This window comes from Ralstonia flaminis (assembly GCF_958415495.1).
Taxonomy (GTDB): Bacteria; Pseudomonadota; Gammaproteobacteria; order Burkholderiales; family Burkholderiaceae; genus Ralstonia; species Ralstonia flaminis.
On sequence record NZ_CATZLL010000001.1, the window covers coordinates 358,454 to 384,704 of the forward strand.

24 protein-coding genes are annotated in these 26,251 nt (G+C 63.7%); 7 read left to right on the forward strand and 17 right to left on the reverse strand.

Annotation, left to right across the window (positions count from 1 at the left end):
- Nucleotides 1-63: 63 nt before the first annotated feature.
- Nucleotides 64-948: a LysR family transcriptional regulator gene (locus R2N11_RS01655; RefSeq protein WP_316679886.1), complete on the forward strand. Its 885-nt coding sequence runs from the start codon at nucleotides 64-66 to the stop codon at nucleotides 946-948.
- Nucleotides 949-1,017: 69 nt separating this feature from the next.
- On the opposite strand, the gene R2N11_RS01660 is transcribed toward R2N11_RS01655, so the two are convergent.
- Nucleotides 1,018-1,623 carry a ferritin-like domain-containing protein gene (locus tag R2N11_RS01660; RefSeq protein ID WP_199030035.1) on the reverse strand — a complete coding sequence of 202 codons (606 nt, stop codon included), beginning with the start codon at nucleotides 1,621-1,623 and terminating at the stop codon, nucleotides 1,018-1,020.
- 194 nt (nucleotides 1,624-1,817) lie between these two features.
- On the opposite strand from R2N11_RS01660, the gene R2N11_RS01665 reads away from it, so the two are divergent.
- The 3 genes from R2N11_RS01665 to argH all read left to right on the forward strand — a co-directional run bounded on the left by R2N11_RS01665 (nucleotide 1,818) and on the right by argH (nucleotide 4,684).
- The gene (locus tag R2N11_RS01665; protein WP_199030034.1) at nucleotides 1,818-2,462 is read left to right on the forward strand and encodes an RNA polymerase sigma factor; all 645 of its coding nucleotides are present in this window, start codon (nucleotides 1,818-1,820) and stop codon (nucleotides 2,460-2,462) included.
- Complete coding sequence (locus tag R2N11_RS01670; RefSeq protein WP_316679887.1) at nucleotides 2,462-3,181, forward strand: anti-sigma factor; 720 nt, start codon at nucleotides 2,462-2,464, stop codon at nucleotides 3,179-3,181. Before R2N11_RS01665 ends, R2N11_RS01670 begins: the two co-directional genes overlap by 1 nt.
- Before the next feature lie 87 nt (nucleotides 3,182-3,268).
- Nucleotides 3,269-4,684: an argininosuccinate lyase gene (gene argH / locus R2N11_RS01675; RefSeq protein WP_316679888.1), complete on the forward strand. Its 1,416-nt coding sequence runs from the start codon at nucleotides 3,269-3,271 to the stop codon at nucleotides 4,682-4,684.
- 69 nt (nucleotides 4,685-4,753) lie between these two features.
- Here the strand turns inward: argH and R2N11_RS01680 are convergent, their stop codons facing one another.
- The 15 genes from R2N11_RS01680 to apbC all read right to left on the reverse strand — a co-directional run bounded on the left by R2N11_RS01680 (nucleotide 4,754) and on the right by apbC (nucleotide 20,651).
- Nucleotides 4,754-7,033: an arginine/lysine/ornithine decarboxylase gene (locus R2N11_RS01680; RefSeq protein WP_199030031.1), complete on the reverse strand. Its 2,280-nt coding sequence runs from the start codon at nucleotides 7,031-7,033 to the stop codon at nucleotides 4,754-4,756.
- Between the two features lie 65 nt (nucleotides 7,034-7,098).
- Complete coding sequence (gene dcd / locus R2N11_RS01685) at nucleotides 7,099-7,665, reverse strand: dCTP deaminase (protein WP_012762552.1); 567 nt, start codon at nucleotides 7,663-7,665, stop codon at nucleotides 7,099-7,101.
- Nucleotides 7,666-7,844: 179 nt separating this feature from the next.
- Nucleotides 7,845-8,720: a formate dehydrogenase accessory sulfurtransferase FdhD gene (locus tag R2N11_RS01690; RefSeq protein WP_199030043.1), complete on the reverse strand. Its 876-nt coding sequence runs from the start codon at nucleotides 8,718-8,720 to the stop codon at nucleotides 7,845-7,847.
- Nucleotides 8,721-8,846: 126 nt separating this feature from the next.
- A complete protein-coding gene (locus tag R2N11_RS01695; RefSeq protein ID WP_199030030.1) occupies nucleotides 8,847-9,389 on the reverse strand; it encodes a superoxide dismutase family protein in 543 nt (180 codons plus the stop codon).
- A gap of 78 nt (nucleotides 9,390-9,467) precedes the next feature.
- Nucleotides 9,468-9,800, reverse strand: a complete 333-nt coding sequence (locus R2N11_RS01700; protein ID WP_199030029.1) for a hypothetical protein — start codon at nucleotides 9,798-9,800, stop codon at nucleotides 9,468-9,470.
- 35 nt (nucleotides 9,801-9,835) lie between these two features.
- On the reverse strand, nucleotides 9,836-10,993 hold the full coding sequence (locus tag R2N11_RS01705; protein ID WP_199030028.1) for a formate dehydrogenase subunit gamma: 1,158 nt from the start codon (nucleotides 10,991-10,993) through the stop codon (nucleotides 9,836-9,838).
- Between the two features lie 23 nt (nucleotides 10,994-11,016).
- Complete coding sequence (locus R2N11_RS01710; RefSeq protein ID WP_199030027.1) at nucleotides 11,017-11,253, reverse strand: hypothetical protein; 237 nt, start codon at nucleotides 11,251-11,253, stop codon at nucleotides 11,017-11,019.
- A 2-nt stretch (nucleotides 11,254-11,255) separates the two neighbouring features.
- A complete protein-coding gene (fdh3B, locus tag R2N11_RS01715) occupies nucleotides 11,256-11,942 on the reverse strand; it encodes a formate dehydrogenase FDH3 subunit beta (protein WP_199030026.1) in 687 nt (228 codons plus the stop codon).
- A gap of 16 nt (nucleotides 11,943-11,958) precedes the next feature.
- Complete coding sequence (locus R2N11_RS01720; RefSeq protein ID WP_316679891.1) at nucleotides 11,959-14,955, reverse strand: formate dehydrogenase subunit alpha; 2,997 nt, start codon at nucleotides 14,953-14,955, stop codon at nucleotides 11,959-11,961.
- 70 nt (nucleotides 14,956-15,025) lie between these two features.
- Nucleotides 15,026-15,286 carry a ubiquinol-cytochrome c reductase iron-sulfur subunit N-terminal domain-containing protein gene (locus R2N11_RS01725; protein ID WP_316679892.1) on the reverse strand — a complete coding sequence of 87 codons (261 nt, stop codon included), beginning with the start codon at nucleotides 15,284-15,286 and terminating at the stop codon, nucleotides 15,026-15,028.
- A gap of 234 nt (nucleotides 15,287-15,520) precedes the next feature.
- A complete protein-coding gene (locus R2N11_RS01730; protein WP_316679893.1) occupies nucleotides 15,521-16,192 on the reverse strand; it encodes a TorD/DmsD family molecular chaperone in 672 nt (223 codons plus the stop codon).
- Between the two features lie 26 nt (nucleotides 16,193-16,218).
- Entirely contained in the window at nucleotides 16,219-18,378 is a 2,160-nt protein-coding gene (locus R2N11_RS01735; protein WP_316679894.1) for a 4Fe-4S binding protein, read from the reverse strand.
- An 81-nt stretch (nucleotides 18,379-18,459) separates the two neighbouring features.
- Nucleotides 18,460-19,017 (reverse strand): DUF3306 domain-containing protein, encoded by a 558-nt coding sequence (locus R2N11_RS01740; RefSeq protein WP_316679895.1) that lies wholly within the window; start codon nucleotides 19,015-19,017, stop codon nucleotides 18,460-18,462.
- 11 nt (nucleotides 19,018-19,028) lie between these two features.
- A complete protein-coding gene (locus tag R2N11_RS01745; protein ID WP_199030020.1) occupies nucleotides 19,029-19,559 on the reverse strand; it encodes a DUF3305 domain-containing protein in 531 nt (176 codons plus the stop codon).
- A 3-nt stretch (nucleotides 19,560-19,562) separates the two neighbouring features.
- Nucleotides 19,563-20,651: an iron-sulfur cluster carrier protein ApbC gene (gene apbC, locus R2N11_RS01750; protein ID WP_316680028.1), complete on the reverse strand. Its 1,089-nt coding sequence runs from the start codon at nucleotides 20,649-20,651 to the stop codon at nucleotides 19,563-19,565.
- A 206-nt stretch (nucleotides 20,652-20,857) separates the two neighbouring features.
- On the opposite strand from apbC, the gene R2N11_RS01755 reads away from it, so the two are divergent.
- A complete protein-coding gene (locus tag R2N11_RS01755) occupies nucleotides 20,858-21,487 on the forward strand; it encodes a YiaD family glycine zipper/OmpA-like lipoprotein (RefSeq protein WP_199030019.1) in 630 nt (209 codons plus the stop codon).
- Nucleotides 21,488-21,778: 291 nt separating this feature from the next.
- On the forward strand, nucleotides 21,779-23,848 hold the full coding sequence (gene metG / locus R2N11_RS01760; RefSeq protein WP_316679896.1) for a methionine--tRNA ligase: 2,070 nt from the start codon (nucleotides 21,779-21,781) through the stop codon (nucleotides 23,846-23,848).
- A 187-nt stretch (nucleotides 23,849-24,035) separates the two neighbouring features.
- Here metG and R2N11_RS01765 read toward each other — a convergent pair whose 3' ends face one another.
- Entirely contained in the window at nucleotides 24,036-24,875 is an 840-nt protein-coding gene (locus tag R2N11_RS01765; protein ID WP_199030017.1) for an IclR family transcriptional regulator, read from the reverse strand.
- 103 nt (nucleotides 24,876-24,978) lie between these two features.
- On the opposite strand from R2N11_RS01765, the gene R2N11_RS01770 reads away from it, so the two are divergent.
- On the forward strand, nucleotides 24,979-26,172 hold the full coding sequence (locus tag R2N11_RS01770) for an acyl-CoA dehydrogenase (protein WP_199030016.1): 1,194 nt from the start codon (nucleotides 24,979-24,981) through the stop codon (nucleotides 26,170-26,172).
- Nucleotides 26,173-26,251 lie beyond the last annotated feature (79 nt).

The window sequence follows — 26,251 nt, forward strand, 5'->3', positions numbered from 1 at the left end:
AGCGTTTTTGCATCGCAGCACAGCAAAAATGCATCACCCACCAATGTCCATCGAGAGCAAGACTTGAACTGGGACAACGCCCGCATCTTTCTGGCCGTAGCGCGCACGGGCACGCTGCGCGGCGCAGCACAGCGCCTGGGTGTGGATCAGGCCACCGTCGGCCGCCGCGTTGCCGCGCTGGAGGGCGAGCTGTCGTCCAAGCTGTTCCTGCGGACATCAACAGCGCTAGTGCTCACCCCCGCGGGTGAAGCGCTGATCGGCCCCGCCGAAACCATGGAGCAGGCCGCCCACACCATCGAACGCCGCGTCGCCGGCACGGACGAGCAGCTTGCCGGCACCATCCGCGTGGCCACGACTGACACGATGGCCGCCACCTTCGTGCTGCCGGCCATTACGCAATTGCGTCAACGGCATCCGGGCATCGACGTCGTCTGTATGGCCTCCAAGAGCATCGCCAACCTGACCAAGCGCGAGGCCGATATCGCCGTGCGTACGCTGAAGCCCGATGCGCCAGACCTCATCGCGCGGCGCATCGGACAAATGGAAACCGGCATCTACGCAAGCCGCCGCTACATCGCTGCACGCGGTGCGCCGGAGGAAGGGAGTGCCTTTGCGGGGCATGACTTGGTCTTGTACCCGCGCAACGAGGTGCCGTGGATGTGGGACGACCTGTGCGGCGAACCGATCACGCGCGGACGCGTCGTCCTGCAGAGCAACTCAGCGATGGCGCTCTTCGAGGCGGTGGCCGCGGGCATCGGGATCACCGAACTGGTCTGCCGCCGTGCAGAGACCTATCCGCAGTTGGTGCGCGTGTTGCCCAACCGCCGCAGCATGCAGGACGTCTGGCTGGTCACACACGCCGACCTGCACAAGACTGCCCGTGTGCGGGCCCTCATGGATTGTGTTGTGGAAGCCTTTGACGCTCATGAAAAAGCCGCTGCGCCATAACGAGCGGGTGGCGCAGCGGAGCACACGCCCGCTCGGCGGCCGAGCGAACGCCACAGAGGTTTGCAAGGCTTAGCCGATGAAGGCCACCGGCACCGGGTCCTCACCCAGCGCAGAGAGCAGCACTGCCCAGTGCATGGTTTCATCGCCCAAGATGCTGGCGGCGGCCTTGGTCAGGTCCCGCGTGTAGAAATTGGGCATCACGCCCAGGTATGCCGAGGCCGCGCCTTTCTCCAGCCCTGCGGCAAAGCGCAGCACATCAGCCTGCGTCTTCAACTGGCTAACCGGGAAGTTGTATTCGGCCACTTTCTTTTCCATGACCGGCGTGCCACCCAACTTTGACACGGTACCGGCCAGCACCTGCGCATGGGCTTTGTGATGCCCCTGGAACTTCACGGCCGTATCCAGCACCGGCTTTTGCAGCAGGCCGCTCTCGGCCCCAACTTGATAGGCGGCGATGGCCTGGTACTCCAGCCCCAGCGCTACATTCAAAATATTGATGTCGTCTTTCACGCTGCCTGACTGGGTCTGTGCCCAAGCGGGCAGCGACTGCCCCAGTGATACCGCAGCCAGCGAGCCCAGCGCCATCAAACCCGGCGCACGTAGCAGCACGCGGCGCCGCGCGTCGATGCGCGGGGTGTCAGCATCGAACAGATCATCGCCCTTGGTCGTATCCATCGTTGCACTCCTTGTCTTCGTGGGTGAGGAAGCACGGCCTGCTCTAGGCGGGCCGCCGGCGTGTATCCAGCGCCTGCCCCTTATACGAAGGCCGGCAGCAAACAGATGCAAACCGCAGTGCCGCCCCCGTAAATTGCACACATCGGGTACAGTTTCTTCCTACACTGTGGGCAGACCCCTCCACAAAACCGCTCGTGCTCACCTTCCAACGCACCGCCGCAGACTCCACCGCGCAAGACAACGGCGGCTCGCCAATGGCCGCGGGCCGGACCCCGAACGCCGACGCCGAAGCACTCGCAGCCCTGCTGCAACGTATCGGCCTGGGTGATCGCGATGCACTGCGCACGCTGTATACCTCTTGCGCACCGAAACTGTTTGGGCTCGCGCTGCGTATCTTGGTCAGGAAAGATTGGGCTGAGGACGTCTTGCAAGAAAGCTTCGTCAACATCTGGCGCCACGCCGGCGATTACCGGCCGCATCTGGCCGCACCGATGACGTGGATGACCACCATCGTGCGCAACCGCGCACTCGATTGCCTGCGTCGGCAGCATGCCGAGCGCGTGCAGGAATCCGTGTCCCTGGACGAAACCCATGCTGAGGTGCTTGCCGACCACGCTCCCGGCCCCGCTGATCTCGCGCTCGCCGGTCAGCAGGCGCGTGCGCTGGCCGAATGCCTCAAGCGCCTGGACCCGAAGCAGCGCGAAGTGGTGTCGCTGGCCTATCTGCGTGACCTGTCGCACAGTGAGCTGGCGCAAGCGCTCTCGCTGCCGCTGGGCACCGTCAAATCGTGGATACGGCGTGGGCTGGACCGCCTGCGCGAATGCCTGGGAGCACCGTAATGGACCCGCGCCGTCATCCCAATCTTGTCGACAAGCTGGCCGCTGAATACGCTGTCGGCACACTGCGCGCGGGCGCGCGCCGCCGCTTCGAGCAGTTGATTCGCCGTGATGACGGCGTCCGCGCGACGGCCGAGCGCTGGCAAGGCTATCTGGCTGACCTGCCCGCATTGCAGCCAGCCACGACGCCGCGGCCAGAGATCCTCCACCGCATCGAAGTGCAGCTCGGTTGGCGGGAACCCGCTCCGCCGCCCCGGCGCGGCTGGCAGCACCTATTGCAGGGCGTGGGCTTCTGGCGTGGCGCCACAGCGGCAGTGGCCGTCGTGGCGGCCGTGGCCGTCGGGCTGAACCTGCGGCTGACACAACAATTGCGCGAAGCGCCCATCACCAACGCCGTGGCTGTACTGCAGGACGAACATGCCCAGGCAGCGGTGCTCGTCACGTGGGACGCACGCAGCAGCACGCTGTCGCTCAAGCGGTTGGACACGACACCGCTCACCAGTGAGCAGGCGCTGCAGCTCTGGGCACTGCCACCGGGTGGGCACCCGCAGTCACTTGGTGTGATCGGCCATCAGCGCGCCGTGCGACTAACGGTGGCGCAGCCGCTCGGACAAGTACCGGCGCTGGCCGTCAGCGTGGAGCCGCGTGGCGGCTCTCCCAACCCGAATGGGCCGACCGGGCCGGTGGTCTTCAAGGGCGCGCTGATCGACAGCACCCTGTAGGCACAATGGGCCTAGCGATATAATCGCGGTTTCCTGAATTTGCGGCCGACACCCCTCGTTCGGCCGCCCTCCTCCAGCTGTCCGCCCATGACCTCCCAACTCGCCAAGAAGGCCGAAGCGTGGTCCGCCCGCTTTAACGAGCCGGTATCCGATCTCGTCAAGCGCTATACCGCGTCGGTGTTCTTCGACAAGCGCCTCGCACTGTTCGACATTCAGGGCTCGCTCGCGCACGCGGCCATGCTCGCCAAGCAGGGCATCATCGCTGAAGCCGATCGCGCTGCCATTGAGAAAGGCATGGCGCAGATCCGTCAGGAGATTGAAGCTGGCACGTTCGAGTGGAAGCTGGACCTGGAAGACGTGCACCTGAACATCGAAGCGCGCCTGACCGCCATGGCAGGTGACGCCGGCAAGCGCCTGCACACCGGTCGCTCGCGTAACGACCAGGTGGCGACCGACATCCGCCTGTGGCTGCGCAGCGAGATCGATAACATCGTCGGCCTGCTCAAGGCCCTGCGCGGCGCCCTGCTGGACCTGGCCGAGCAGCACACCAACACCATCGTCCCGGGCTTCACGCACCTGCAGGTCGCACAACCGGTGGTGTTCGGCCACCACCTGCTGGCCTATGTGGAAATGTTCACGCGCGACACCGAGCGTATGCTCGACGTCCGCAAGCGCGTGAACCGCCTGCCGCTGGGTGCCGCCGCACTGGCCGGCACGAGCTACCCAATCGACCGCGAATTCGTCGCGCAGCAACTGGGTTTTGACGGCGTGTGCCGCAACTCGCTGGATGCCGTGTCCGACCGCGACTTCGCCATCGAATTCTGCGCCGCCGCCGCGCTCATCATGACGCATGTCTCGCGCTTCTCTGAAGAACTGGTGCTGTGGATGAGCCCGCGCGTAGGCTTTATCGACATTGCGGACCGCTTCTGCACCGGCAGCTCGATCATGCCGCAGAAGAAGAACCCCGACGTGCCCGAACTTGCACGCGGCAAGACCGGCCGCGTCAACGGCCACCTGATCAGCCTGCTCACGCTGATGAAGGGCCAGCCGCTGGCCTACAACAAGGACAACCAGGAAGACAAGGAACCGCTGTTCGATACGGTCGACACCGTGGTCGATACGCTGCGCATCTTTGCCGACATGGCGACTGGCATCACCGTCAAGGCCGACGCCATGCGCGCCGCAGCGCTGCAGGGCTACGCCACCGCCACCGACTTGGCTGACTACCTGGTCAAGCGCGGTCTGCCGTTCCGTGATGCGCACGAAGCCGTGGCCCACGCCGTGCGTGCCTGCGACGACTTGCGTTGCGATCTCGCTGACCTGTCTGTTGCGCAGCTGCGCGACATCAGCGGCCTGGGCGACAAGGCCAACCTGATCGGCGACGATGTGCACGCGGTGCTGACGCTGGAAGGCTCGGTCGCATCGCGCAACCACATTGGCGGGACGGCACCGGAACAGGTGAAGCAAGCGATTGCGTTTGCGCGCGCTGCACTGGCCGAATAACCTGCGGTCGCGCCAAACAAAAACGCCGCGCTGGATCAGCGCGGCGTTTTGCTTTTGTGCGACCGAAACTTAGCGCACGCAGTCGACGAAGTAGCCCAGCTTGCCGTCGATCTCCTCCTCGACCAGCCCGTGGATATCCGTCTCAAAGCCCGGGAACAGCTTGTTGAACTCACGCGCAAACTGCAGGTACTGCACGATCGTCTTGTTGAAGCGCTCGCCCGGAATCAGCAGCGGAATGCCCGGCGGATACGGCGTCAACAGGATGGCGGTGATGCGGCCCTCCAGATCGTCGATGGCCACCCGCTCGATTTCGCGGTGCGCCATCATGGCCCAGGCGTCGGACGGCTTCATCGCCGGTTCCATATTCGACAGGTACATCTCGGTCGTCACGCGGGCCACGTCGTTGGCCTGGTAGACGCTGTGGATGCTGTCGCACAGCTCACGCAGGCCGATGCGCTCGTACTGCGGGAACTGGCGCACGAACTCCGGCAACACGCGCCAGCACGGCTGGTTGTTGTCGTAGTCGTCCTTGAACTGCTGCAGCTCGGTCACCAGCGAGTTCCAACGGCCCTTGGTGATGCCGATGGTGAACATGATGAAGAACGAATACAGACCGGTCTTCTCGACGATGATGCCGTGCTCGGCCAGATAGCGCGTGACGATAGCGGCCGGAATGCCCGAATCGCTGAACTTGCCGTCCACGTCCAGGCCCGGGGTGATGATGGTGGCCTTGATCGGGTCGAGCAGGTTGAAGTCTTCGGCCAGGTTGCCGAAGCCATGCCAGCGCTCGTTGGCCTTGAGCATCCACGCTTCGCGCTCTTCAATGCCTTCGTCCGACAGATCGTTCGGGCCCCAGACCTTGAACCACCAGTCGTCGCCGCGTCCGCTGCCACCGTTCGTGCCGACGTATTCCTGCTCCACCTTGCGCATGGCGCGGCGGAAGTCCAGGGCTTCGGCAATGCTTTCTTCCACCAGCGCGGTGCCGCCCGGGGCTTCCATCATTGCCGCTGCCACGTCGCACGAGGCAATGATCGAGTACTGCGGGCTCGTCGACGTGTGCATCAGATACGCCTCGTTGAAGCGGTACGTATCGAGCTTGCGCGTCTCGGAATCCTGCACAAGGATCTGCGAGGCCTGCGACAGGCCGGCCAGCAGCTTGTGCGTGCTCTGCGTGGCGAACACCAGCGCATCCTTGCTGCGCGCGCGGCCGTGGCCGATGGCGTGCATGTTCTCGTAGAACGGATGGAACGATGCGTGCGGCAGCCACGCTTCGTCAAAGTGCAGCGTGTCGATTTCGGTCGACAGCATGTTCTTGATCATCTCGGCGTTGTACAGCACGCCGTCGTACGTGCCCTGCGTGATGGTCAGGATGCGCGGCTTCTTGTTCTTGGCCTGGCTCGCAAACGGGTGATCGGCGATCTTCTTGGCGATCGTCTCCGGCTCGAATTCGCTCTTCGGGATCGGGCCGATGATGCCGAAGTGGTTGCGCGTCGGCATCAGGAACACGGGAATCGCGCCCGTCATCATGATCGCGTGCAGGATCGACTTGTGGCAGTTGCGGTCCACCACCACGATGTCGCCGGGCGCCACGTTGGCGTGCCACACCATCTTGTTCGACGTGGATGTGCCGTTGGTCACGAAGAACATGTGGTCCGAGCCGAAGATGCGTGCAGCGTTGCGCTCGGATGCGGCTACAGGACCGGTGTGGTCCAGCAGTTGACCGAGTTCTTCCACCGCGTTGCAGACGTCGGCGCGCAGCATGTTCTCGCCAAAGAACTGGTGGAACACCTGGCCCACCGGGCTCTTCAGGAACGCCACACCACCCGAGTGCCCCGGACAGTGCCACGAATACGAACTGTCCTGCGCGTAGTCGATCAGCGCCTTGAAGAACGGCGGCGGCAATGAATCGAGGTAGTTGCGCGCTTCACGGATGATGTGTCGGGCCACGAACTCGGGCGTGTCCTCGAACATGTGGATGAAGCCGTGCAGCTCGCGCAGCACGTCGTTCGGCAGGTGGCGCGAGGTGCGCGTCTCACCGTACAGGAAGATGGGGATGTCCGCGTTGCGGCGACGCACTTCGGCCACGAATGCGCGCAGGTTCTCGACCGCTTCCGGTTCCGGCTTGTCGTTGTGCGGGTTGATGAATTCGTCGTCGTCGATCGAGACGATGAAGGTGGACGCGCGGCTCGACTGCTGCGCAAACGAGGTCAGGTCACCATAGCTGGTGAGGCCCGTGACCTCCATGCCTTCGTTCTCGATGGCCTCGGCCAGCGCGCGAATGCCCGATCCGGAGATGTTCTCGGAGCGGAAGTCCTCGTCAATGATGATGACGGGAAAGCGGAATTTCATCGGCGTTCCTTAAGATGAAATGGAAGACACCGCTCCGGAAACTCGGAAACGGACAACGATAAAAACTAGGTCTTGGGCAGCGTCACACCGTGCTGGCCTTGATACTTGCCACCACGATCCTTGTACGAGGTTTCGCATTCCTCATCGGACTCGAAGAACAGCACCTGCGCGCAGCCCTCGCCAGCGTAGATCTTGGCAGGCAGCGGCGTGGTGTTGGAGAACTCGAGCGTCACGTAGCCTTCCCACTCGGGCTCGAACGGCGTGACGTTGACGATGATCCCGCAGCGCGCGTACGTGCTCTTGCCCAGACACACGGTCAGCACCGTGCGCGGGATGCGGAAGTACTCCATCGTGCGGGCCAGCGCGAACGAGTTCGGCGGGATGATGCACACATCGCCCTTGAAATCGACAAACGACTTCTCGTCGAAGTTCTTCGGATCGACGATGGTGCTGTTGATGTTGGTGAAGATCTTGAATTCGTCGGCGCAGCGAATGTCGTAGCCGTAGCTCGACGTGCCGTAGGAGACGATGCGACGGCCTTCAGACTCGCGCACCTGACCAGGCTCGAACGGCTCGATCATGCCGTGCTGCTCGGCCATACGGCGGATCCACTTGTCGGATTTGATGCTCATGGGATGCCTTGGATGAACAAATGGGGGCAGGCTTCGCGGTGCGAAAACTGTCCCCATTTGGTCACGCCGGTGGCCGGGCCCGGCGGGGTGATCCCCGTTTGGAACGCGGATTGTACTCCCAAACCTGTGACGGAAAACCCCGCACCGGGCGCAGACTTGCCTGGGCTTTATCGGCCCGATCAGCTGCCTGAGCCCACAGCCTGCGGCAGTTCACCACGCGGGCCGACCACCTTGGCCATTTCCGGCTCAGCCACGAACCGGTCGCGGCCGGCATAGAGCAGGAAGTGCCGGCCAGTGCACCGCGCAAACAGGGTCAGGTTGACCCGTTGAGCCATCTGGTGCCCCATCTGCGTGACGCCCGAGCGCGTGAGCAGGAACGGAATGCCCATCTGCGCGCCCTTGATGACCATCTCGGAAGTCAGGCGCCCAGTGGTGTAGAAGATCTTGTCGCTGCCGTCCATGCCTTCCAGCCACATGCGGCCGGCAATGGCGTCCACGGCGTTGTGGCGGCCGACGTCTTCAATGAAGATCAGCAGTTCGCCGCTCGCATCGAACAGCGCACAGCCGTGCACCGAGCCCGCCTGCTTATAGATCGACTGCTGCAGGCGGATGGTGTCGACCACGCGGTACAGCGTGGTTTGCGTGATGCGCGCCTCGGGCGGCAGGTGGATGGTGTCGATCTCGTCCATCAGCGAGCCGAACACGGTGCCCTGCCCGCAGCCGGTGGTGACGGTGCGGCGGGCGGTCTTCTCGTCCAGGTCGGCAATACCTGCGCGGGTGGTGACGGCGGCTGATTCGGTTTCCCAATCGACCTGCACCGAAGCAATCTCTTCGATGCTGCCGATGAGGCGCTGGTTGCGCAGGTAGCCGAGCACGAGTGCTTCGGGCGCGCCGCCCAGCGTCATCAGCGTGACGAGTTCGCGCTTGTCCAGATAGACCGTCAGCGGGCGTTCTCCGGGGATGTATACCGCGCGTGCGCGGCCCAGCTCGTCGAGCACTTCGACTTCGTCGAGCAATGGAACGGAAGCGTTGGTCAGTTCGGGGCGCAGCGGCATCAGATCTTCGTTCAAACAAACATGCGCACGGCAAGCGTGCCCGAAAAAAAAAGCGCACGGCAAGCGTGCGCATAGGCATGCGGTTGGCGCCCCCTTTCTCAAGCGGGCGCCGCGTGCGGGCTTAGGTCAATTGGCCACGATCACGCCGCAGGCGATGCGCCCGCCGGAATTGCCGGTGGGTTGGGTTACATAGTCATCCTTGCCAGCGTGAACGATCAGCGCGTGGCCGACCAGGCTGGTCGGGCCGGGCGTGAGCGTGACGCCTGACAGCGTGATCGAGCCGACGGCCTTGCCGTTGGCATCGGATTGCAGCATCGGGATGTCGCCAGCATGGTGCGGGCCGCTGACCGGGTTGCCATGTTGCTGGCCGGTCGGGTTGAAGTGCCCGCCCGCGCTCATGCCATCAGCCGAGGAGCAGTCACCCTTCTCGTGCACGTGGAAACCGAACATGCCGTTGGCCGGCAAGCCGGAAATATCCACAGCCATGGCAACCCGATTGTCGCCTTGCTGCACCAGCTTCACGCTGCCCTGCACGGTGCTGCCGCTCTTGGGCGCCAGCACGGCCGAGGCCGCCATGGCCGAATCAGCCGCCTTGGCCGTCGAGCCCGTATTCGATGCGCAGCCAGCCATCAGGCCGATCACGGCGAGTCCAATCGCGAATTGCTTCATGCGTCACCTCCAGTCAGGGTTCACTTGCGAGCGGACGATTGTACTGCCGGATGATGAACTCGCAACATGGGCGGCGCTTCAACCTTTGGCAACAGGCGCCGATGCTGCTGGCGCGGCCGCAGCCGGCGTCGGTGGAACAAAGGGCCCTGGGTCGGCGCACGGCGTGCCCGGCTGTGTATGCGCGCCCTTGCCGCTGGCCTGGTAAGCCATCGCAGCCTTATCTTGTGCTTTGCACAATTGAAACGCGGCGACCTTGTCGCTCCAGGCCGCCTTGGCTTTGTCCACTTCGGCCTTGGCCTTCTGTTCTTCGGTTGGCGCTGGCAACTTAGCTGCGGCCTGCGTGCCAGCCAAGCCCAACACAGCAGCAGCCAGCGTCAACCCCATGGCGCGCGTCATCGTGAAAGCATGCATGGTGAAATTCCTTGAGTCGATGGCGGTCAGCGGTATCACGGTTTGGCAGGCTGCTCGCTCGGTGCCGACGGCGCAGGCGGTTGCGAGCGCTGCGCGGGAATCTTGCCGGCCTTGATGTCGTCGTACCAGAGTTCGTGGTGCTCCTTGGCCCAGGCTTCGTCGACATAGCCATCACGCATGGCGCGGTACGCACCCTCCATGCCGATCGTGCCCATGTAGATATGGCCCAGCGACATGCAGATCATGCCCACCGCCGCGATGGCATGGATGATCTCGGCCAGCTGCATCGTGCTGCGGTAATAGTCCACGCCCGGGACGATGCGATCCAGCATCCAGCCCGAAGCCGACAGGATCAGCCCAAACAGGACAAGACCGCCCCAGAACCAGAGCTTCTCGCCAGCGTTGAAGCGATGCGACGGTGGCTCATGACCGCCGCCAAACAGACCGCCGGCCTTCAGTATCCACTGCAGATCGATCCCGCGCGGCAGGTTGTCCCGCACCCACATCACAAAGGCCACGATGATGCTGACCGTGAACAGCGGCCCGATCAGGTTGTGCAGGTTTTTCAGCACGTACGTCAGCCAGCCGAACAACTGGTGGCCCAGGATCGGCAGCAGGAAATGCTTGCCCCACAGCATGACAATGCCAGACACGCCCAACGTGACGAAGGAGATCGCCATGGTCCAGTGCACGTAGCGCTCGGTGGGCGTAAAGCGCTCGATCTTCCGGCCGGTCGGCTTTTCCTTCAGACGGATCGCCCCCTTCCACAGGAAGAAACCGAGGATGACCAATGGCACAAGCACCACGAGCCAGCCGCCCCACACGGTGATGACGCCGTTGCGGAACAGGCGCCATTTTTGCCCCGTGCGCTGGATCAGCACGCCGGCTTCCAGACCGGGGATGCTGGCGTAATGCGCCTGGTCGGAATTGACTTCGCGCCAGACCGGCGCGTTGTTGCCGGGCTGCGTGGTGCGACGCGCAGCCTGGTCCTGCGCTTCCTTGGCCAGATCACGCTTGTGCACATCAAACACGTTCTCCGAAACGATGTTGGAGAACGGCTGCGCCGGCTGTACAGCCGGGTTGACTGGTGCATTCGCAGCGGCTGGCGCACTGGCCGGCTGCTGCGCGCTGGCGAGCATCGCCGCGCCGCCGAGCAGCAGCGTCATCACCCAATGTTTCCAAGAAGTGCCCATGGACGGACCTCCGCTTGCGCGCGTCATGGCGTCTTGTTGTACTCGTTCTGGTATTGGCCCCGGGCGCGGATCTGGTTCTCCCAGCTCGTACGGTCGCCGGGCGTCCAGTTCTTGGCCATGAACGGATCGCCGGGGGCGCCCGTGTAGGCAGGGGCGTCGTCCTTGCGATGCGAGGCGAAGGCGGTCTGCGCGCGCTCGCCGCAGCCGGCCAGCAGTGCGGCCAAGCTGACCAGTGCCAGCGCAATCCAGGTCGGCTTCATGATCAATACGCTCCTGAGACGGGCGTTTCCGGCTTGCCCGGTGCGGCGGGCGCAGGCGGGGTAGCCGGAGCTGTCTGGCCGCCCTTGCCCTGCGCGCCGCCCGCGCCACCATAGGCCGTACCCCACCCGAACAAATCTGCGCCCTTGCCGCGCTTCATCACACGGTTACGCAGGATGTCGGAAATCACGTCGCCGTCGCCGCCGAGCAGCGCCTTGGTCGAGCACATTTCCGCGCACAGCGGCAGCTTGCCCTCGGCCAGGCGATTGCGGCCGTACTTTTCAAATTCTTCTTCGCTACCGTTCTTTTCGGGGCCGCCCGAGCAGAACGTGCACTTGTCCATCTTCCCACGCACGCCGAAGGTGCCTTGGCTGGGGAACTGCGGCGCGCCAAACGGACACGCGTACGAGCAGTAACCGCAGCCGATACAGACGTCCTTGTCGTGCAGCACCACACCATCTTCGGTGCGGTAGAAGCAATCGACCGGGCAGACCGCCATGCAGGGTGCGTCAGAGCAATGCATGCACGCCACGGAGATGGATTTTTCCGCTCCGATCATGCCGTCATTGATGGTGACCACGCGGCGCCGATTCACGCCCCAAGGCACCTCGTGTTCGTTCTTGCAGGCCGTGGCGCAGGCGTTGCATTCGATGCAGCGCTCGCTGTCACAGATGAATTTCATGCGTGCCATGTTGATCTCCCCGTCCTTATGCGAACCGCTCGATCTGGCAGACCGTCGTTTTCGTTTCCTGCATCATCGTCACCGAGTCGTAACCATACGTGGTGGCCGTGTTGACGGCCTCGCCGCGCACGATCGGGTGGGCGCCTTCGGGGTAGTAGTTAAGCAGGTCCTTGCCCTGCCACCAGCCCGAGAAGTGGAACGGGATGAAGGCGTGGTCCACGCCCACACGCTCCGTCACCAGCGCGCGCACCTTGATCTGGGCGCCGGTCGGCGTCTTGACCCAGACAAAGTCGTTGTGACGGATGCCCCGGTCGGCCGCAGCCTTCGGGTTGATCTCGACAAAGTTCTCTTGCTGCAACTCAGCCAGCCACGGGTTCGAGCGCGTCTCTTCACCGCCCCCCTCGTACTCCACCAGGCGGCCGGAGGTGAGGATGATCGGGAATTTCTCGTAGACCTTGTTCTCGATATTGCGCTGCTGCACTGTCTTGTACAGCGTGGGCAGGCGCCAGAAGGCTTTCTTGTCGTCGTGCGTCGGGTACTTGGCGACCATGTCGGGCCGCGTGGAATACAGCGGCTCGCGGTGCTGCGGGATTGCATCCGGGAAGTTCCACACGATGGCGCGCGCCTTGGCGTTGCCGAACGGGTGGCAGCCATGCTTCATCACCACACGTTGGATACCGCCGGAGAGGTCGGTCTTCCAATTCTTGCCTTCGGCAGCCTTCTTCTCGGCGTCGGTCAGGTCATCCCACCAGCCGAGCTTCTTGAGGAAGACATGGTCGAATTCGGGGTAGCCGGTGGTCAGGTCTGAGCCGAGCGAGCACGAGCCATCCTCCGCCAGCAGGTTGACGCCGTCGCGTTCCACGCCAAAGTTGGCGCGGAAGTTGCCGCCGCCTTCCATCACGTGCTTGCTCGTGTCGTACAGGTTGGGCGAGCCGGGGTGCTTGAGTTCCGGTGTGCCGTAGCACGGCCACGGCAGGCCGAAATAGTCTCCGGTGAGGTCGTAGCCGGTTTCCGGGTCTTTGCCGCCCTTGCAGCGCAGCGTGCGCACATCAAACAGATGCATGTTGCGCATGTGGGCCTTCAAGCGTTCCGGCGACTGGCCGGTGTAGCCGATGGTCCAGTTGCCGCGGTTGATCTCGCGCAGGATCGATTCGATCTCTGGCTCGCGCCAGGTCATGCCGGCGCGCTTGTATTCCGTGATCTTGCAACCCTTCGACAGCTCCTTGCCGAAGCCGAGCCGATCCGCAAAGGCCTGCATGATGACGTGGTCGGGCTGCGACTCGAACAGCGGCTCGATCACCTGCTCGCGCCATTGCAGCGAGCGGTTGGAGGCCGTGCATGAACCCCGCGTTTCGAACTGCGTAGCCGCCGGCAGCAGATACACCGCCCGGTTCGGGTTCGGTGCCGTACCGTCCGCAGCAGGCATGTTTGCCATTGCCGCCGTGGCCGACGGATACGGATCGATCACCACCAACAGATCGATCTTGTCGAGCGCGCGCTTGATGTCCATCCCGCGCGTCTGTGAGTTGGGCGCATGGCCCCAGTAGAAGACGGCGCGAACGTTGTTGTCCTGGTCGATCAGGTCGTTCTTCTCCAGCACCGCATCGGCCCAGCGCGAGACGGTCGTACCGGACTTCTCCATCATCGCCTGCGAGGCGAAGCGGCCCTTGATCCAGTCGTAGTCGACATCCCACACCTTGGCGAAGTGCTTCCACGCACCGGTGGCCAGGCCGTAGTAGCCCGGCAGTGAATCCGGGTTGGGACCAACGTCGGTGGCGCCCTGCACGTTGTCATGGCCGCGGAAGATATTGGCGCCGCCGCCCGACTTGCCGATGTTACCCAGCGCCAGTTGCACCAGGCACGACGCACGCACGATGGCATTGCCGATGGTGTGCTGCGTCTGGCCCATGCACCACACCAGCGTGCTCGGACGGTTCATCGCCATCATCTGCGCGACTTTGAACACCTGCGCTTCGGGCACACCGCATACCTCTTCCACCTTGTCCGGCGTCCACTTGGCGAACACCTCTTCGCGCACCTTGTCCATGCCGTAGACGCGGTCGTGGATGTACTGCTTGTCTTCCCAGCCGTTCTTGAAGATGTGATACAGCACGCCGAACAGGAACGCGATGTCGGTGCCCGAGCGGATGCGCACGTACTCGTCAGACTTGGCCGCCGTGCGCGTGTAGCGCGGGTCGACCACGATGACCTTGCAGCCGGTTTCCTTGGCATGCAGCAGATGCAGCATCGACACCGGGTGCGCCTCGGCCGCGTTGGAGCCGATGTACAACGCGCACTTGGCGTTCTGCATGTCGTTGTACGAGTTGGTCATCGCGCCGTAGCCCCAGGTGTTGGCCACGCCGGCCACGGTGGTGCTGTGGCAGATGCGCGCCTGGTGGTCGCAATTGTTGGTGCCGAAGAACGACACCCACTTGCGCAACAGGTACGCCTGCTCGTTGCTGTGTTTGGACGACCCTACGAAGAAGAACGAATCCGGCCCGGTTTCCTGGCGGATCGTCTGCATCTTGGCGACGATCTCGTTCAACGCCTGCTCCCAGCTGATGCGCTGGTAACGGCCATCGACGAGCTTCATCGGCGTCTTGAGGCGGTATTCGCCGTGGCCGTGCTCGCGCAGGGCCGCGCCCTTGGCGCAGTGCGCGCCCAGGTTGATCGGCGAGTCGAACACCGGCTCCTGACGCACCCATACGCCGTTCTGCACCACAGCATCCACCGAGCAGCCGACCGAGCAGTGCGAGCACACGGTACGACGCACAACGATGTCGCCCTTGCCGTCGGCGGCCTGAGCCTCGCCCACCACCGATTTCTTCACCAGCGAGAGTTGCGTGGCCGCCAACCCCGCGCCAACACCAATGCCGGAGCGCTTGAGGAAGGTGCGGCGGTCCATGGTCGGCAGCGCGCCGGCCAAGCTGCGTGCCAGACTGCCGGCCAACGATGCTGTGCCCTGACGACGTGCCGAGGCGGTTTTGGTGTCCTGTACCGCCGGTTTGCGGGTCAGAAGCATAGGGGTCACCTGAAGATGTGGGGTGCGTGCGATGACAACAGTGGGGCAAGCGGGTGCGAATGCGCCCGCGTCAGATCCACGTTGTCTTGTAGTACTTGCGGATGTGCTCGCTCAGGCGGTAGCCCGTCGCGCCATCGTCAACGGGTTCGGGCTGCGGCGTGGCCGAGGCGATTGGCGTTTGCGCCAGATGGTTTGCCGTGGCGGCGGTGCCGGCAGCAGCAGCCGCGACGGCGGCGCCCATCAGAAAACGGCGGCGTGTCGGCGCGTTGTCTGCGGACTCCGCTGAATCTGCTTGCGGACGGACGTGAGGGACAGTGTTCGGACCTGGCATCTCGATGCTCCCCGGTTTTGTGAAACCGATGATCGAATCTAATAGGAATTATCCGACATATTTTAGAAGCAACTGTCGGGGAAAACCATGCCTGACACGCTTACCGGCTAAGTTTTCTGACGATTTGGCGATAATTTTTCGCAATCAGCACAAATTGACGCACCCCGCCATGACATGGGCGGGGCCTTGCTCTTGGCGGCGTGCTGATTTCTTAGGCAAGTATCCGGCGTGCAGTCACGCCAATTCGAGCGCGAGCCGCTCGACTTCAAAAAACGCTTTGGCCAAACCCGCCGCGTCGGCATAAAAGCGGGCACGCGGATGCTGCAATACAGCATCGCAAGCGGTGTCGACCCATGACGCCAGATGTCGCAGGAAGAAGGCGCGCTGTTCTTCCACATGGGCGATGGCCTCGTCGTCGCCGGCAATCAGGTAGCGCATGACTTCGCACAGCGTGGCGAGGTGGTCTTCGGTTTCGGTGATGCCTTCGGCGCGCTCCAGGCCGTAGCGGCGCAGGTCGTCGCGTAACACCACCAGCGGTTTCTCGTTGAGGAAGCCAGCCTGATAGTAGGAGCCGTACAGGAACACCTCAGGTTTGCCGACACCGATGAACAGCTCGGTGTATTCGTCATCAGCCTGCGCCGCGGTGGTCTGGCCGGCGCGCGCGACAAGATGGCGCCAGGCCTGCGTGAGCGCGCTGCTGGCGGCGGCTTGCGCATCAGCCGGGTCGGCGTCACTCTCGCTGGCAGGCTCCAATGGCGCTGCCGCAATCCGTTGCAGCAAATCGGCGTCCGGCGCATGGAAGAACAGCGTCGCCAGCAAACCGTAGAGATCTGCACGGGCGAGATCCTCCGCACTGTCGGCGGGTGTGGCGGCGCGTTGGAATTGCAGGGGCTGGGCGTCGGTCATGGGAAACGGAAACGTAAATTCGTTCTTCAGTGGGTGGTGCCCGGACGTTCGCCGCGCTCCATCATATCGATCACACGGCAGTCGCCACACATCTTCAGGCGCTCGGCAGCGGCACCAGAAAACGCCGGATGCGCACCGAGCTTGGCCAGCATCGTGGTGACCATCTGCGCCGTGCCGAACGGCTTGCCGCAGCGGACACAGTGGAACGGCTGCGTCTCGTTCAGCGTGACGGGCTGGCGCGCCACAGCCGACAGGTTCAGGCGCGGCACAAGCGCAATGGCGTCTTCGGGGCACGTGGTCTCGCACAGGCCGCACTGGACGCAGTTGCGCTCGATCATCGCCAGCACGGGGCGCTCGGCCTGATCGCGTAACGCCTGCGATGGGCAGGCTCCCACGCAGGCCATGCACAGCGTGCAGCGCTCGCGGTCCACGGTGATGGCGCCAAACGGTGCGCCGGCCGGTAGCGGGATCACGGCCTCGGTGGCCTTGGCGTGGCGGGCAAGATGGTCGAGCGCGAAATCGAGCGTCTCGCGCTTGGCGGCAGCCACGGCGAATGTCGCGGCGGGCATGTCACGCCGCAATCCACACAGCGGGCCGGATACGTCAGCTGCATTCAAGCGTGCATCGAGCGTAGCCGGATCGGCAACATCAATCAGCACAACGCTCGATGCATCGGCTCGCTCGCCCAGGCCTTGCAGCACAGCCTGCGCCACTGCGATCTGCTCTGCGAGCATCGCCCTGTACTGCGGCGCATCGTCTTCGGTTAGCAGAATGGCGATACGTGCGGCGCCATAGGCAAGCGCCGAGAGCCACACCTCCAGCCCCGTCGACGCGGCGTGAAACACTTCGACCGGGAGCACATTCACAGGCACGCCCTGTGCCTTGCCGGTCCGTGCGGCGCGGCCGAGGTGTTCGATCAACGCGCGGCCCCGCTCACCGTTGTGCAGCAGGACCACCGCATCGCGCCCGCCCGCCGCTGCGTAGGTGTTCAGCAGCGTCTTGAGCTTGCGCCCTTGGTATGGCGTGCTCGGGTACGCATAGGTGATGGCGCCGGTCGGGCACGCCGTCGTGCAGGCACCGCAGCCGACGCACAGGTTGGGCGTAACGTGCACGCTACCGCGCCCATCCTTCCATTGCGACGAGATCGCCGATGCGGAGCACACCTGCACGCACGCATCGCAGCCGACTTGGCCGTTGCGCCCGTGCGCGCAGATCGATTCCTTGTACTGGAAGAACCTGGGTTTCTCAAACTCGCCCACCCTCTGCAGCAACGCGAGTGAGGCGGCCAACTGGCGCCCCGCATCGGCACCGGCGTGGAAGTAGCCTTGCGGCGGCTGATGCTGGGCAAAGGCCGGCGCATCGTTTAGGTCGAAGATCAGGTCGAACTGGCCGGACAGTGTTTGCGGTGCGTCCACGCGGCCAAAGTCGATCGCCATGGCCTCACCACAGGCCCTGACGCAATCACGGTGGTCCCGGCACAGATCGAGATCAATCTGGTAGAGCGCGTCGATCGCATTTTCCGGACACACGTCGATGCAAGCGTTGCAGTGCGTGCAGCGATCCAGATCGATCGGATTGCGGTTACGCCACTGCACCTCGAACGCGCCAAGCCAACCCCTGACCTCCACTTGTTCGCCGGCGTGGATAGGCCAGCGGCGCTCCATCGGCGGCGAGAGCGCGCCGGCAGATCGATCGCGCCCGATAGCCAGCACCGTCACGCTCAACTGATCAGCCAAACGCTCGGCCCAGGGCATGACCCGTTCGGCGGGGCCGACGATCAACAGGTTGCCCTCGGAGCGGTAGTCGACCACAGGCACCGGGTCTGGCGCGGGCAACCCAGCCACCGCCAGCAGCGCTGCCGTCTTCGCATGGAAGCCACGCGCATCGCGTTTCGCCCCTGCCGACCACCCGCCCGTTTCGCGCACGTTCACGAAATGGATCGGCGCGGTCACACCTTCGTGCTGCGCAGCCACTTCAGCAAACAGCGCCTTCTCTTGTGTGCACGCGACGATCACGTCTTCGGTGCCGTCCAGCGCCTGCGTGAAGGCGCCGATCTCGCGGCGGCACAACAGGTGGTGCGTCTTGCCAGGCGCATCGATGGCGGCGTCGGACGCGCGCAGGGCATCGCTCACCGTATCGGCGTCGAGCGGCATGGTGTGATTGCAACTGCAGACCAGCGTTGGCATGAAATTGTGCGTATGTGCCCGCGTCTGACGCGCGGGCTATGGGGACATGGCCGCGCGGTCTCTGCCGCACGGTCCTCTTTTTTATTCTACGGACGGTGGCTTAGCGCTGCCATGCGGGCTTGCCTGGGCGGGGTCGTCAGCGACGGGCGCCTCGACGGGTTCGGGCGGCGTCTCGCCTGTCAGGGTGGGTGCAGCATCCGATACAGGCTCGATTCCTGTCGGCGGACTCACATCCTCATCCAGGGGCTCGAACAACCGCAGCTCCGCCGTGTGGCGCAGCTCGCGCAACATCTCAGGCGGAATCGGATCGGGCTGAGAATAGTCGTCGATGTAGGTGTCGAGCCCATCCATCACGTTGAAGTGCGGATCGGCGAAGAGCTTCTTGAGCGCGGCACGCTTGACGGCTTCGTCCACACCGCGTGCAACAAAGGGTGCGAAATCGTCGGCCGGCGTCAGCGCGGCGGCGTCTTCAAGCGTCAGGGGCGGCGCGTCGGGCGCAGGCTCGGCCAGCACCGGTTCGTGTGCAACGGCCGGCGCAGGCACCACCTCGGCGGGCGGGGCCTCCTCCGGTTCAGGCTCTCCGCGCCGTTGCGCCGTCTTACGGCGCGACCAGCGCGACAGGAAGGATTCGTCGTTCACAGCGGCTTCGCTCAGTACTTCGCGCGGTCTTCCGGCGGCAGGAACGATTCGGGCCGGCGCCGCTTCTTCGGCTCGGGGCGGTAGTTCTCGGCCACGTACGCCTGCAGCCACTCCAACGCGGCAGCGTCCAGCGGCACGTTCTCGACCGTCTCGCCACCATCGAGCCAGCGTCCGGCCTCGTTGTAGCTGACCGACACCGTGTGCGGAATCGCCCGGCCCTCATCAGCGGCACCCGATTCGCCCAGGCGCCACAGCACGAACCAGCAAGGCGCGGCGGAGGTTACGTTCAGGTAGTACCCCTCGGCCTCATCGCGGAACAGCGTGACGTTGAAGCCGGGCGTGAGCCAACGTTCTTCACTGTCTGAGCGATCGAGACAACGCGGTTCGCTGCCGTACTCACCCAGATCCGGCACGACGGCCTCCAGCCGCCACTGAAACGGCTGCCAGCGGTTGGCCGTCGGGCGGCGGCACAGCACCACCGCCATCCTCACGGACGGACGCTCCACCTTTCGATCATTGGGCAGCGGCTCAGTGGTGTCCATGGCTTACGTGTTCTGCACGACGATCGACGGGAACTTGCTCGTCATGTCCTTCGCCTTCTCGGCCACGGCAATGGCGACGCGACGCGCGATCTGCTTGTAGACACCGGCAATCGCACCATCGGGGTCAGCCACCACGGTCGGACGGCCCGAATCAGCCTGTTCGCGAATGGAGAGGTTTAGCGGCAGGCTGCCCAGGAACGGCACGCCATACTGCGCGCACATCTTCTCGCCACCACCCGCGCCAAAGATGTGTTCGGTGTGGCCGCAGTTCGGGCAGCAGTACACCGCCATGTTCTCAACCACGCCGATGATGGGAATGCCCACCTTCTCGAACATCTTCAAACCCTTCTTGGCGTCGAGCAACGCGATGTCCTGCGGCGTGGTGACAATCACCGCGCCCGTCACGGGCACCTTCTGCGACAGCGTGAGCTGGATATCGCCCGTGCCCGGCGGCATATCGACGATCAAGTAATCGAGGTCACGCCAGTTGGTCTGCTTGAGCAGTTGCTCCAGCGCGGAGGTGACCATCGGACCACGCCAGACCATCGGGTTGTCCTGCTCGATCAGGAAACCGATCGAATTGGCCTGCAGGCCGTGGCCCTCCATCGGCTCCATGGTCTTGCCATCGGCGGACTCCGGCTGGCCCTGGATACCCAGCATCATCGGCTGGCTGGGGCCGTAGATGTCGGCGTCGAGAATGCCGACATTGGCGCCTTCAGCAGCCAGCGCCAACGCCAGGTTCACTGCGGTGGTGGACTTGCCGACCCCGCCCTTGCCCGACGCCACGGCAATGATGTTCTTCACATTTGGCATCAGGTGCACACCGCGCTGCACCGCGTGCGCGACGATCTTCATCAACACCTGCACGCTCACATTGTCGACACCTTGTACCTGACGCAGCGCGCCGATCACCAGCTTGCGGATCGTATCGAACTGGCTTTTGGCCGGGTAGCCGAGCTCGACATCCAGCGATACCTCGCCGCCATCGACCCGGATATTGCGCACCGACTTCGACGACACCAGGTCGCGCTCGGTATTGGGATCCACCACGCCGCGCAGGGCTTCGGTGATCTGTTCGATGGTTACGCTCAACATTGACTCCACAAATCTAATGCGAATGGGGGACGGGCCAACGATTGCCCGACATGAACTTTGTCGGGTCCTGGCCACTCTATGTACTGTTTTGCTATTGTATTTTGCCGGCGCGACATTCGTCCGATTCCCCCCACATATCCCTCGGCCGTGCCGGCCATCGGCAAACCAAACAAGAACCGAACCCGTTATTCGTAGGAGAAACCATGAAAGCCAAGCTTATTTCCGTCTCGCTCGTCGCCTTGCTGGCGGCCGGCTGTGCCACCGAACAGCAGAACAATACCGCCGTCGGCACTGGCGTTGGTGCGGCTGTAGGCGCGGGCATCGGCGCACTGGTCGGTAACGGCAAGGGCGCGGCCATTGGCGGCGCGCTCGGCGCAGCGGCAGGCGCGGCCGCCGGCTACAACTGGGGCGCCATCAAGTCCAAGCTCGCCGGTGACACGGCTGGCACGGGCACGCAAATTTCGGAGCAACCTGACGGCTCGCTTAAGCTGAACATCCCGAGCCAGGTCTCGTTCGATACCGACAGCGCGGTGATCAAGCCATCGTTCCGCGGCCCGCTGGATAGCGTGGCGCAAACGCTGACCTCGCACCCGGAACTGGCCGCCAACGTGGTCGGCCACACAGATAGTACCGGCAACGCCAACTACAACATGACGCTGTCGCAGAAGCGCGCCCAAAGCGTGGCAAGCTATCTGACCGATCGCGGCGTTGCCCGCAATCGCCTGACGGCTGAGGGCCGTGGGCAGACGCAGCCGGTTGCCGACAACGCTACCGAGGCCGGCCGCGCACAAAATCGTCGCGTCGAAATTTATTTGAAACCAATTCAAGGATGACCCTGTCATAGAGAACAGGTACCGCTTGCTGCGCATTGCTGGCTCGCGATGCGTGGCTGACCTCCCGGGCGGTACCTGATTTCTCCTCCTTTTCCGTTGTGGAAAGCTGCGCCGGCTCTGACCGGCGCTTTTTTTTGGATCACACAACCTGCGACGTCCTGCCGCAGCTTCCAAACCCCAGATTCCCACCATTCGTCACGCACCGGCCTGAGCCCGCCGGGCGCGCTAAAATACGCGTTTCTCCGCGCCGCCCTTTTTTCGCGGCCCGCCCGCACCTTTTTGGCCTGCCCCATGTCCGAACGTCGCATCCTCGTCACTTCCGCCCTGCCGTACGCCAACGGCCCGATCCACATCGGCCATCTGGTCGAGTACATCCAGACCGACATCTGGGTGCGCTTCCAGCGCATGCGCGGGCACGAAACCTACTACGTGGGTGCCGACGACACGCACGGCACCCCCGTCATGCTGCGCGCCGAGAAGGAAGGCCTGACCCCGCGCCAACTGATCGAACGTGTCTGGGCCGAGCACAAGCGCGACTTCGACAACTTCCTGATCTCGTTCGACAACTACTACAGCACCGACTCCGACGAGAACAAGGAACTATCCGAGCGCATCTACCTTCAGCTCAAGGAAAACGGCCTGATCGACGTGCGCGAAGTCGAGCAGTTCTACGACCCGGTCAAGGAGATGTTCCTGCCGGACCGCTTCATCAAGGGCGAGTGCCCCAAGTGCGGCGCGAAAGACCAGTACGGCGATTCCTGCGAAGTGTGCGGCGCGACCTACCAGCCGACCGACCTGAAGAACCCGTACTCCGTGGTGTCGGGCGCGACGCCGGTGCGCAAATCGTCGGAGCACTACTTCTTCAAGCTGTCTGACCCGCGCTGCGAGACCTTCCTGCGCGAGTGGGTGGCCGACCTGGCCCAACCCGAAGCCACCAACAAGATGCGCGAGTGGCTTGGCGATGATGGCGAAGCCAAGCTGTCGGACTGGGACATCTCGCGTGATGCACCGTACTTCGGCTTCGAAATTCCGGGCGCACCGGGCAAGTACTTCTACGTGTGGCTGGACGCACCGGTTGGCTACTACGCCAGCTTCAAGAACCTGAGCGCGAAGCTCGGCCTCGACTTCGAATCGTGGATCAGCGCGCACTCGACCACCGAGCAGTACCACTTCATCGGCAAGGACATCCTGTATTTCCACACGCTGTTCTGGCCGGCGATGCTCAAGTTCTCGGGCCATCGTACGCCGACCAACGTGTTCGCCCACGGCTTCCTGACCGTGGACGGCGCCAAGATGAGCAAGTCGCGCGGCACCTTCATCACCGCACAGAGCTACATCGACACGGGCCTGAACCCGGAGTGGCTGCGCTACTACTTCGCCGCCAAGCTGAACGCGACGATGGAAGACCTCGACCTGAACCTGGACGACTTCATCGCCCGCGTGAACAGCGACCTGGTCGGCAAGTTCGTCAACATCGCGAGCCGCTCGGCGGGCTTCCTGGTCAAGCGCTTCGAGGGCCGCGTGAGCGATGCCGCCCTCGGCCATCCGCTGATGGTGCAGTTGCGCGAAGCCGCCCCGCAAGTTGCTGATCTGTATGAGAAGCGCGAGTACAGCAAGGCCCTGCGTGCGGTGATGGAGCTGGCCGACGCCGTCAACGCGTTCGTCGACACCGAAAAGCCGTGGGACCTCGCCAAGGACGAAGCGAACCGCGAGAAGCTGCACGCTGCATGCTCCGTGGCGCTGGAGGCCTTCCGCCTGCTGGCTGTGTACCTCAAGCCGATTCTGCCGACCACGGTCGAGCGCATCGAAGCGTTCCTCAACGTTGAGCCGCTGACCTGGCGCTCGATTGATTCGGCACTGTCGTCGGCCAAGCCGATCCAGCCGTACTCACACCTGATGACGCGCGTGGACAAGAAGCAGGTGGATGCGCTGGTCGAGGCGAATCGTCAGTCGCTGCAGGCAACCACCGATGCACCGGTTGCCGCGGCCAACGGCGCTGCCACGATCGAACCGATGGCCGAGACCATCACCATTGATGACTTCGCCAAGATTGACCTGCGCGTGGCCAAGATCGTCGCCTGCCAACGCGTGGAGGGCTCGAACAAGCTGCTGCAGCTCACGCTGGATGTGGGTGAGGAGAAGACACGCAACGTGTTCTCGGGCATCCAGTCGGCGTATGCGCCGGAAGACCTCGTGGGCAAACTGACCGTGATGGTTGCGAACCTCGCGCCGCGCAAGATGAAGTTCGGAATGTCAGAAGGGATGGTGTTGGCGGCTTCGGCTGCTGATGAGAAGGCTCAGCCGGGCCTGTACATCCTTGAGCCGCACGCCGGTGCTGTGCCGGGTATGCGTGTGCGTTGATTTTGTTGCTGGCAGGGATAGGTCTTGGTGGCCTATCTCTTGTTTCGTCCCCTGCCGGGGCTGACTCACTTTCTTTGTCTTGCCAAAGAAAGTAAGCAAAGAAAGGCGCCATCTAGGGCATCAACGGCCAAAACATCATGGCGCCGCTGCTGTCCGCTAGGACAACCTCTCGTGGAACGCGCGGCGCCTACATGGCGGGCTCGACGACTTGTCCGAGCCGCGCCGCAAACTCCCGTAGCGCAGGAGCCAGTTCATCGCGAATGCGCTCGGTATCGGCCGCGGTGTACGGGGCGCTGCAGCTCACCACATAGGGCTCGCGCTGGCTCGGCGCGACGAACGCCACCGCGCACGCGTGGATGGCCGGGTGCCAGTCACGCAGCGACACCGCATACCCCTCCCGCACGCCGGCCTTCACTGCATCGTCTGCCGCTGCACCCTCCGCCGCCCACTGCGCGGGCTGTTGCGTACGGAGCGCCTCATACAAGCGCTCACGCCGCGCCGCCGGCAACGACGCCAGATACGCCCGCCCCATCGAGCTCGACAGCAATGACAGCCGCGAGCCCACGCCCAGCCCTGCCGAACCGCTCATCGATGGGCTGTCGTGGCGGATCGTTTCCAGATAGACCATGTCCAGCTTGTCACGCTTGCCGAGCGAAATCGACACGCCGTACTTCTGTGCAAACGCGCTCATGTGCGGCCGCGCGAGCTGGATCACGTCGCTCGAAGCCAGGTAAGCAAACCCCAGCGCCAGCACGCCAGCATCCAGCCCGTATTTGCCAAGCGCCTCGTCATAACGCAGGTAGCCCAGCGAGACCAGCGTACCCGCCAATCGGCTGACCGTAGCCTTGGGAAAGCCCGTGCGCCGCACAAACTCCTGGTTGCCCAGCAGCGTGTCGCCAGGGCGGAACGCGCGCAGCAACTCTAGCCCGCGGGCAAGTGCCGTGACGAAGTTCGGATCACCTTCGCGATTGCTATCGCCAATGCCGCCGGTATCGAATTCTGGATCGGGGAGACGTGTCATGCTCATGGCAAAAAAGCCCTGGAAATCGTCGGTGGTTGCGCTATGATAGCTCTAAATTTCGAAACTGTGTTCCGTATATCGGAACAACAAAAACTCGGAGACTACCACCGTGACCGCTCGCAACGCCTTCAACTGGGCCGATCCCCTGCTGCTCGACCAACAACTGACCGACGACGAGCGCATGGTGCGCGACGCCGCTGCCTCGTACTGCCAGGACAAACTGATGCCGCGCGTGCTGGAGTCGTTCCGGCATGAGAAAACCGATGCGTCGATCTTCCGCGAGATGGGTGAACTCGGCCTGCTGGGCCCGACGATTCCCGAGCAGTACGGCGGCCCGGGCCTGAACTACGTCAGCTACGGCCTGATCGCGCGTGAAGTGGAGCGCGTGGACTCCGGCTATCGCTCGATGATGAGCGTGCAGTCATCGCTGGTGATGGTGCCGATCTACGAGTTCGGCAGCGAAGCGCAGAAGCAGAAATACCTGCCCAAGCTGGCCACCGGCGAGTGGATTGGCTGCTTCGGCCTGACCGAGCCGAACCACGGCTCCGACCCGGCCTCGATGATCACGCGTGCCAAGAAGGTCGACGGCGGCTACTCGCTGTCAGGCGCGAAGATGTGGATCACCAACTCGCCCATCGCTGATGTGTTTGTCGTGTGGGGCAAGCTGCCGAACGACAACGGCGAAGACGAGATCCGCGGCTTCATCCTGGAAAAGGGCTGGAAGGGCCTGTCGGCACCGGCGATCCACGGCAAGGTCGGCCTGCGTACCTCCATCACCGGTGAAATCGTGCTGGATGAGGTGTTTGTGCCGGAAGAGAACCTGATGCCCGGAGTGCGCGGCCTGAAGGGCCCGTTCACGTGCCTGAACTCGGCGCGCTATGGCATCGCGTGGGGCGCATTGGGCGCGGCGGAAGCCTGCTGGCACATCGCACGCCAGTACGTGCTGGACCGCAAGCAGTTCGGTCGCCCTCTCGCCGCCAACCAGCTTGTGCAAAAGAAGCTGGCCGACATGCAGACCGAAATCACACTCGGCCTGCAGGGCTGCCTGCGCCTGGGCCGCATGAAGGACGAAGGCACGGCTGCCGTGGAAATCACCTCGATCATGAAGCGCAACTCGTGCGGCAAATCGCTCGACATCGCTCGCGTGGCGCGCGACATGCTGGGCGGCAACGGCATCTCCGATGAATTCGGTGTGATCCGCCACGTGGTGAACCTGGAAGTGGTGAATACGTACGAAGGCACGCACGACATCCACGCGCTGATCCTCGGCCGCGCACAGACCGGCATTCAGGCGTTCTTCTAATTGCGCTTTTCATTTTGGGCGGGTTGATGCACACTCGTGCCTCACCCGCCGCATCGTCTCGCCCGTTCTGGGCACTGTC

What these genes read in the sequence shown, in the direction of transcription:
- R2N11_RS01660 (WP_199030035.1), bottom strand. Translation starts at nt 1,623, where the DNA reads ATGGATACGACCAAGGGCGATGATCTGTTCGATGCTGACACCCCGCGC.
- R2N11_RS01670 (WP_316679887.1), top strand. Translation starts at nt 2,462, where the DNA reads ATGGACCCGCGCCGTCATCCCAATCTTGTCGACAAGCTGGCCGCTGAA.
- argH (WP_316679888.1), top strand. Translation starts at nt 3,269, where the DNA reads ATGACCTCCCAACTCGCCAAGAAGGCCGAAGCGTGGTCCGCCCGCTTT.
- R2N11_RS01680 (WP_199030031.1), bottom strand. Translation starts at nt 7,033, where the DNA reads ATGAAATTCCGCTTTCCCGTCATCATCATTGACGAGGACTTCCGCTCC.
- dcd (WP_012762552.1), bottom strand. Translation starts at nt 7,665, where the DNA reads ATGAGCATCAAATCCGACAAGTGGATCCGCCGTATGGCCGAGCAGCAC.
- R2N11_RS01690 (WP_199030043.1), bottom strand. Translation starts at nt 8,720, where the DNA reads ATGCCGCTGCGCCCCGAACTGACCAACGCTTCCGTTCCATTGCTCGAC.
- R2N11_RS01695 (WP_199030030.1), bottom strand. Translation starts at nt 9,389, where the DNA reads ATGAAGCAATTCGCGATTGGACTCGCCGTGATCGGCCTGATGGCTGGC.
- R2N11_RS01700 (WP_199030029.1), bottom strand. Translation starts at nt 9,800, where the DNA reads ATGCATGCTTTCACGATGACGCGCGCCATGGGGTTGACGCTGGCTGCT.
- R2N11_RS01705 (WP_199030028.1), bottom strand. Translation starts at nt 10,993, where the DNA reads ATGGGCACTTCTTGGAAACATTGGGTGATGACGCTGCTGCTCGGCGGC.
- R2N11_RS01710 (WP_199030027.1), bottom strand. Translation starts at nt 11,253, where the DNA reads ATGAAGCCGACCTGGATTGCGCTGGCACTGGTCAGCTTGGCCGCACTG.
- fdh3B (WP_199030026.1), bottom strand. Translation starts at nt 11,942, where the DNA reads ATGGCACGCATGAAATTCATCTGTGACAGCGAGCGCTGCATCGAATGC.
- R2N11_RS01720 (WP_316679891.1), bottom strand. Translation starts at nt 14,955, where the DNA reads ATGCTTCTGACCCGCAAACCGGCGGTACAGGACACCAAAACCGCCTCG.
- R2N11_RS01725 (WP_316679892.1), bottom strand. Translation starts at nt 15,286, where the DNA reads ATGCCAGGTCCGAACACTGTCCCTCACGTCCGTCCGCAAGCAGATTCA.
- R2N11_RS01730 (WP_316679893.1), bottom strand. Translation starts at nt 16,192, where the DNA reads ATGACCGACGCCCAGCCCCTGCAATTCCAACGCGCCGCCACACCCGCC.
- R2N11_RS01735 (WP_316679894.1), bottom strand. Translation starts at nt 18,378, where the DNA reads ATGCCAACGCTGGTCTGCAGTTGCAATCACACCATGCCGCTCGACGCC.
- R2N11_RS01745 (WP_199030020.1), bottom strand. Translation starts at nt 19,559, where the DNA reads ATGGACACCACTGAGCCGCTGCCCAATGATCGAAAGGTGGAGCGTCCG.
- R2N11_RS01755 (WP_199030019.1), top strand. Translation starts at nt 20,858, where the DNA reads ATGAAAGCCAAGCTTATTTCCGTCTCGCTCGTCGCCTTGCTGGCGGCC.
- metG (WP_316679896.1), top strand. Translation starts at nt 21,779, where the DNA reads ATGTCCGAACGTCGCATCCTCGTCACTTCCGCCCTGCCGTACGCCAAC.
- R2N11_RS01765 (WP_199030017.1), bottom strand. Translation starts at nt 24,875, where the DNA reads ATGAGCATGACACGTCTCCCCGATCCAGAATTCGATACCGGCGGCATT.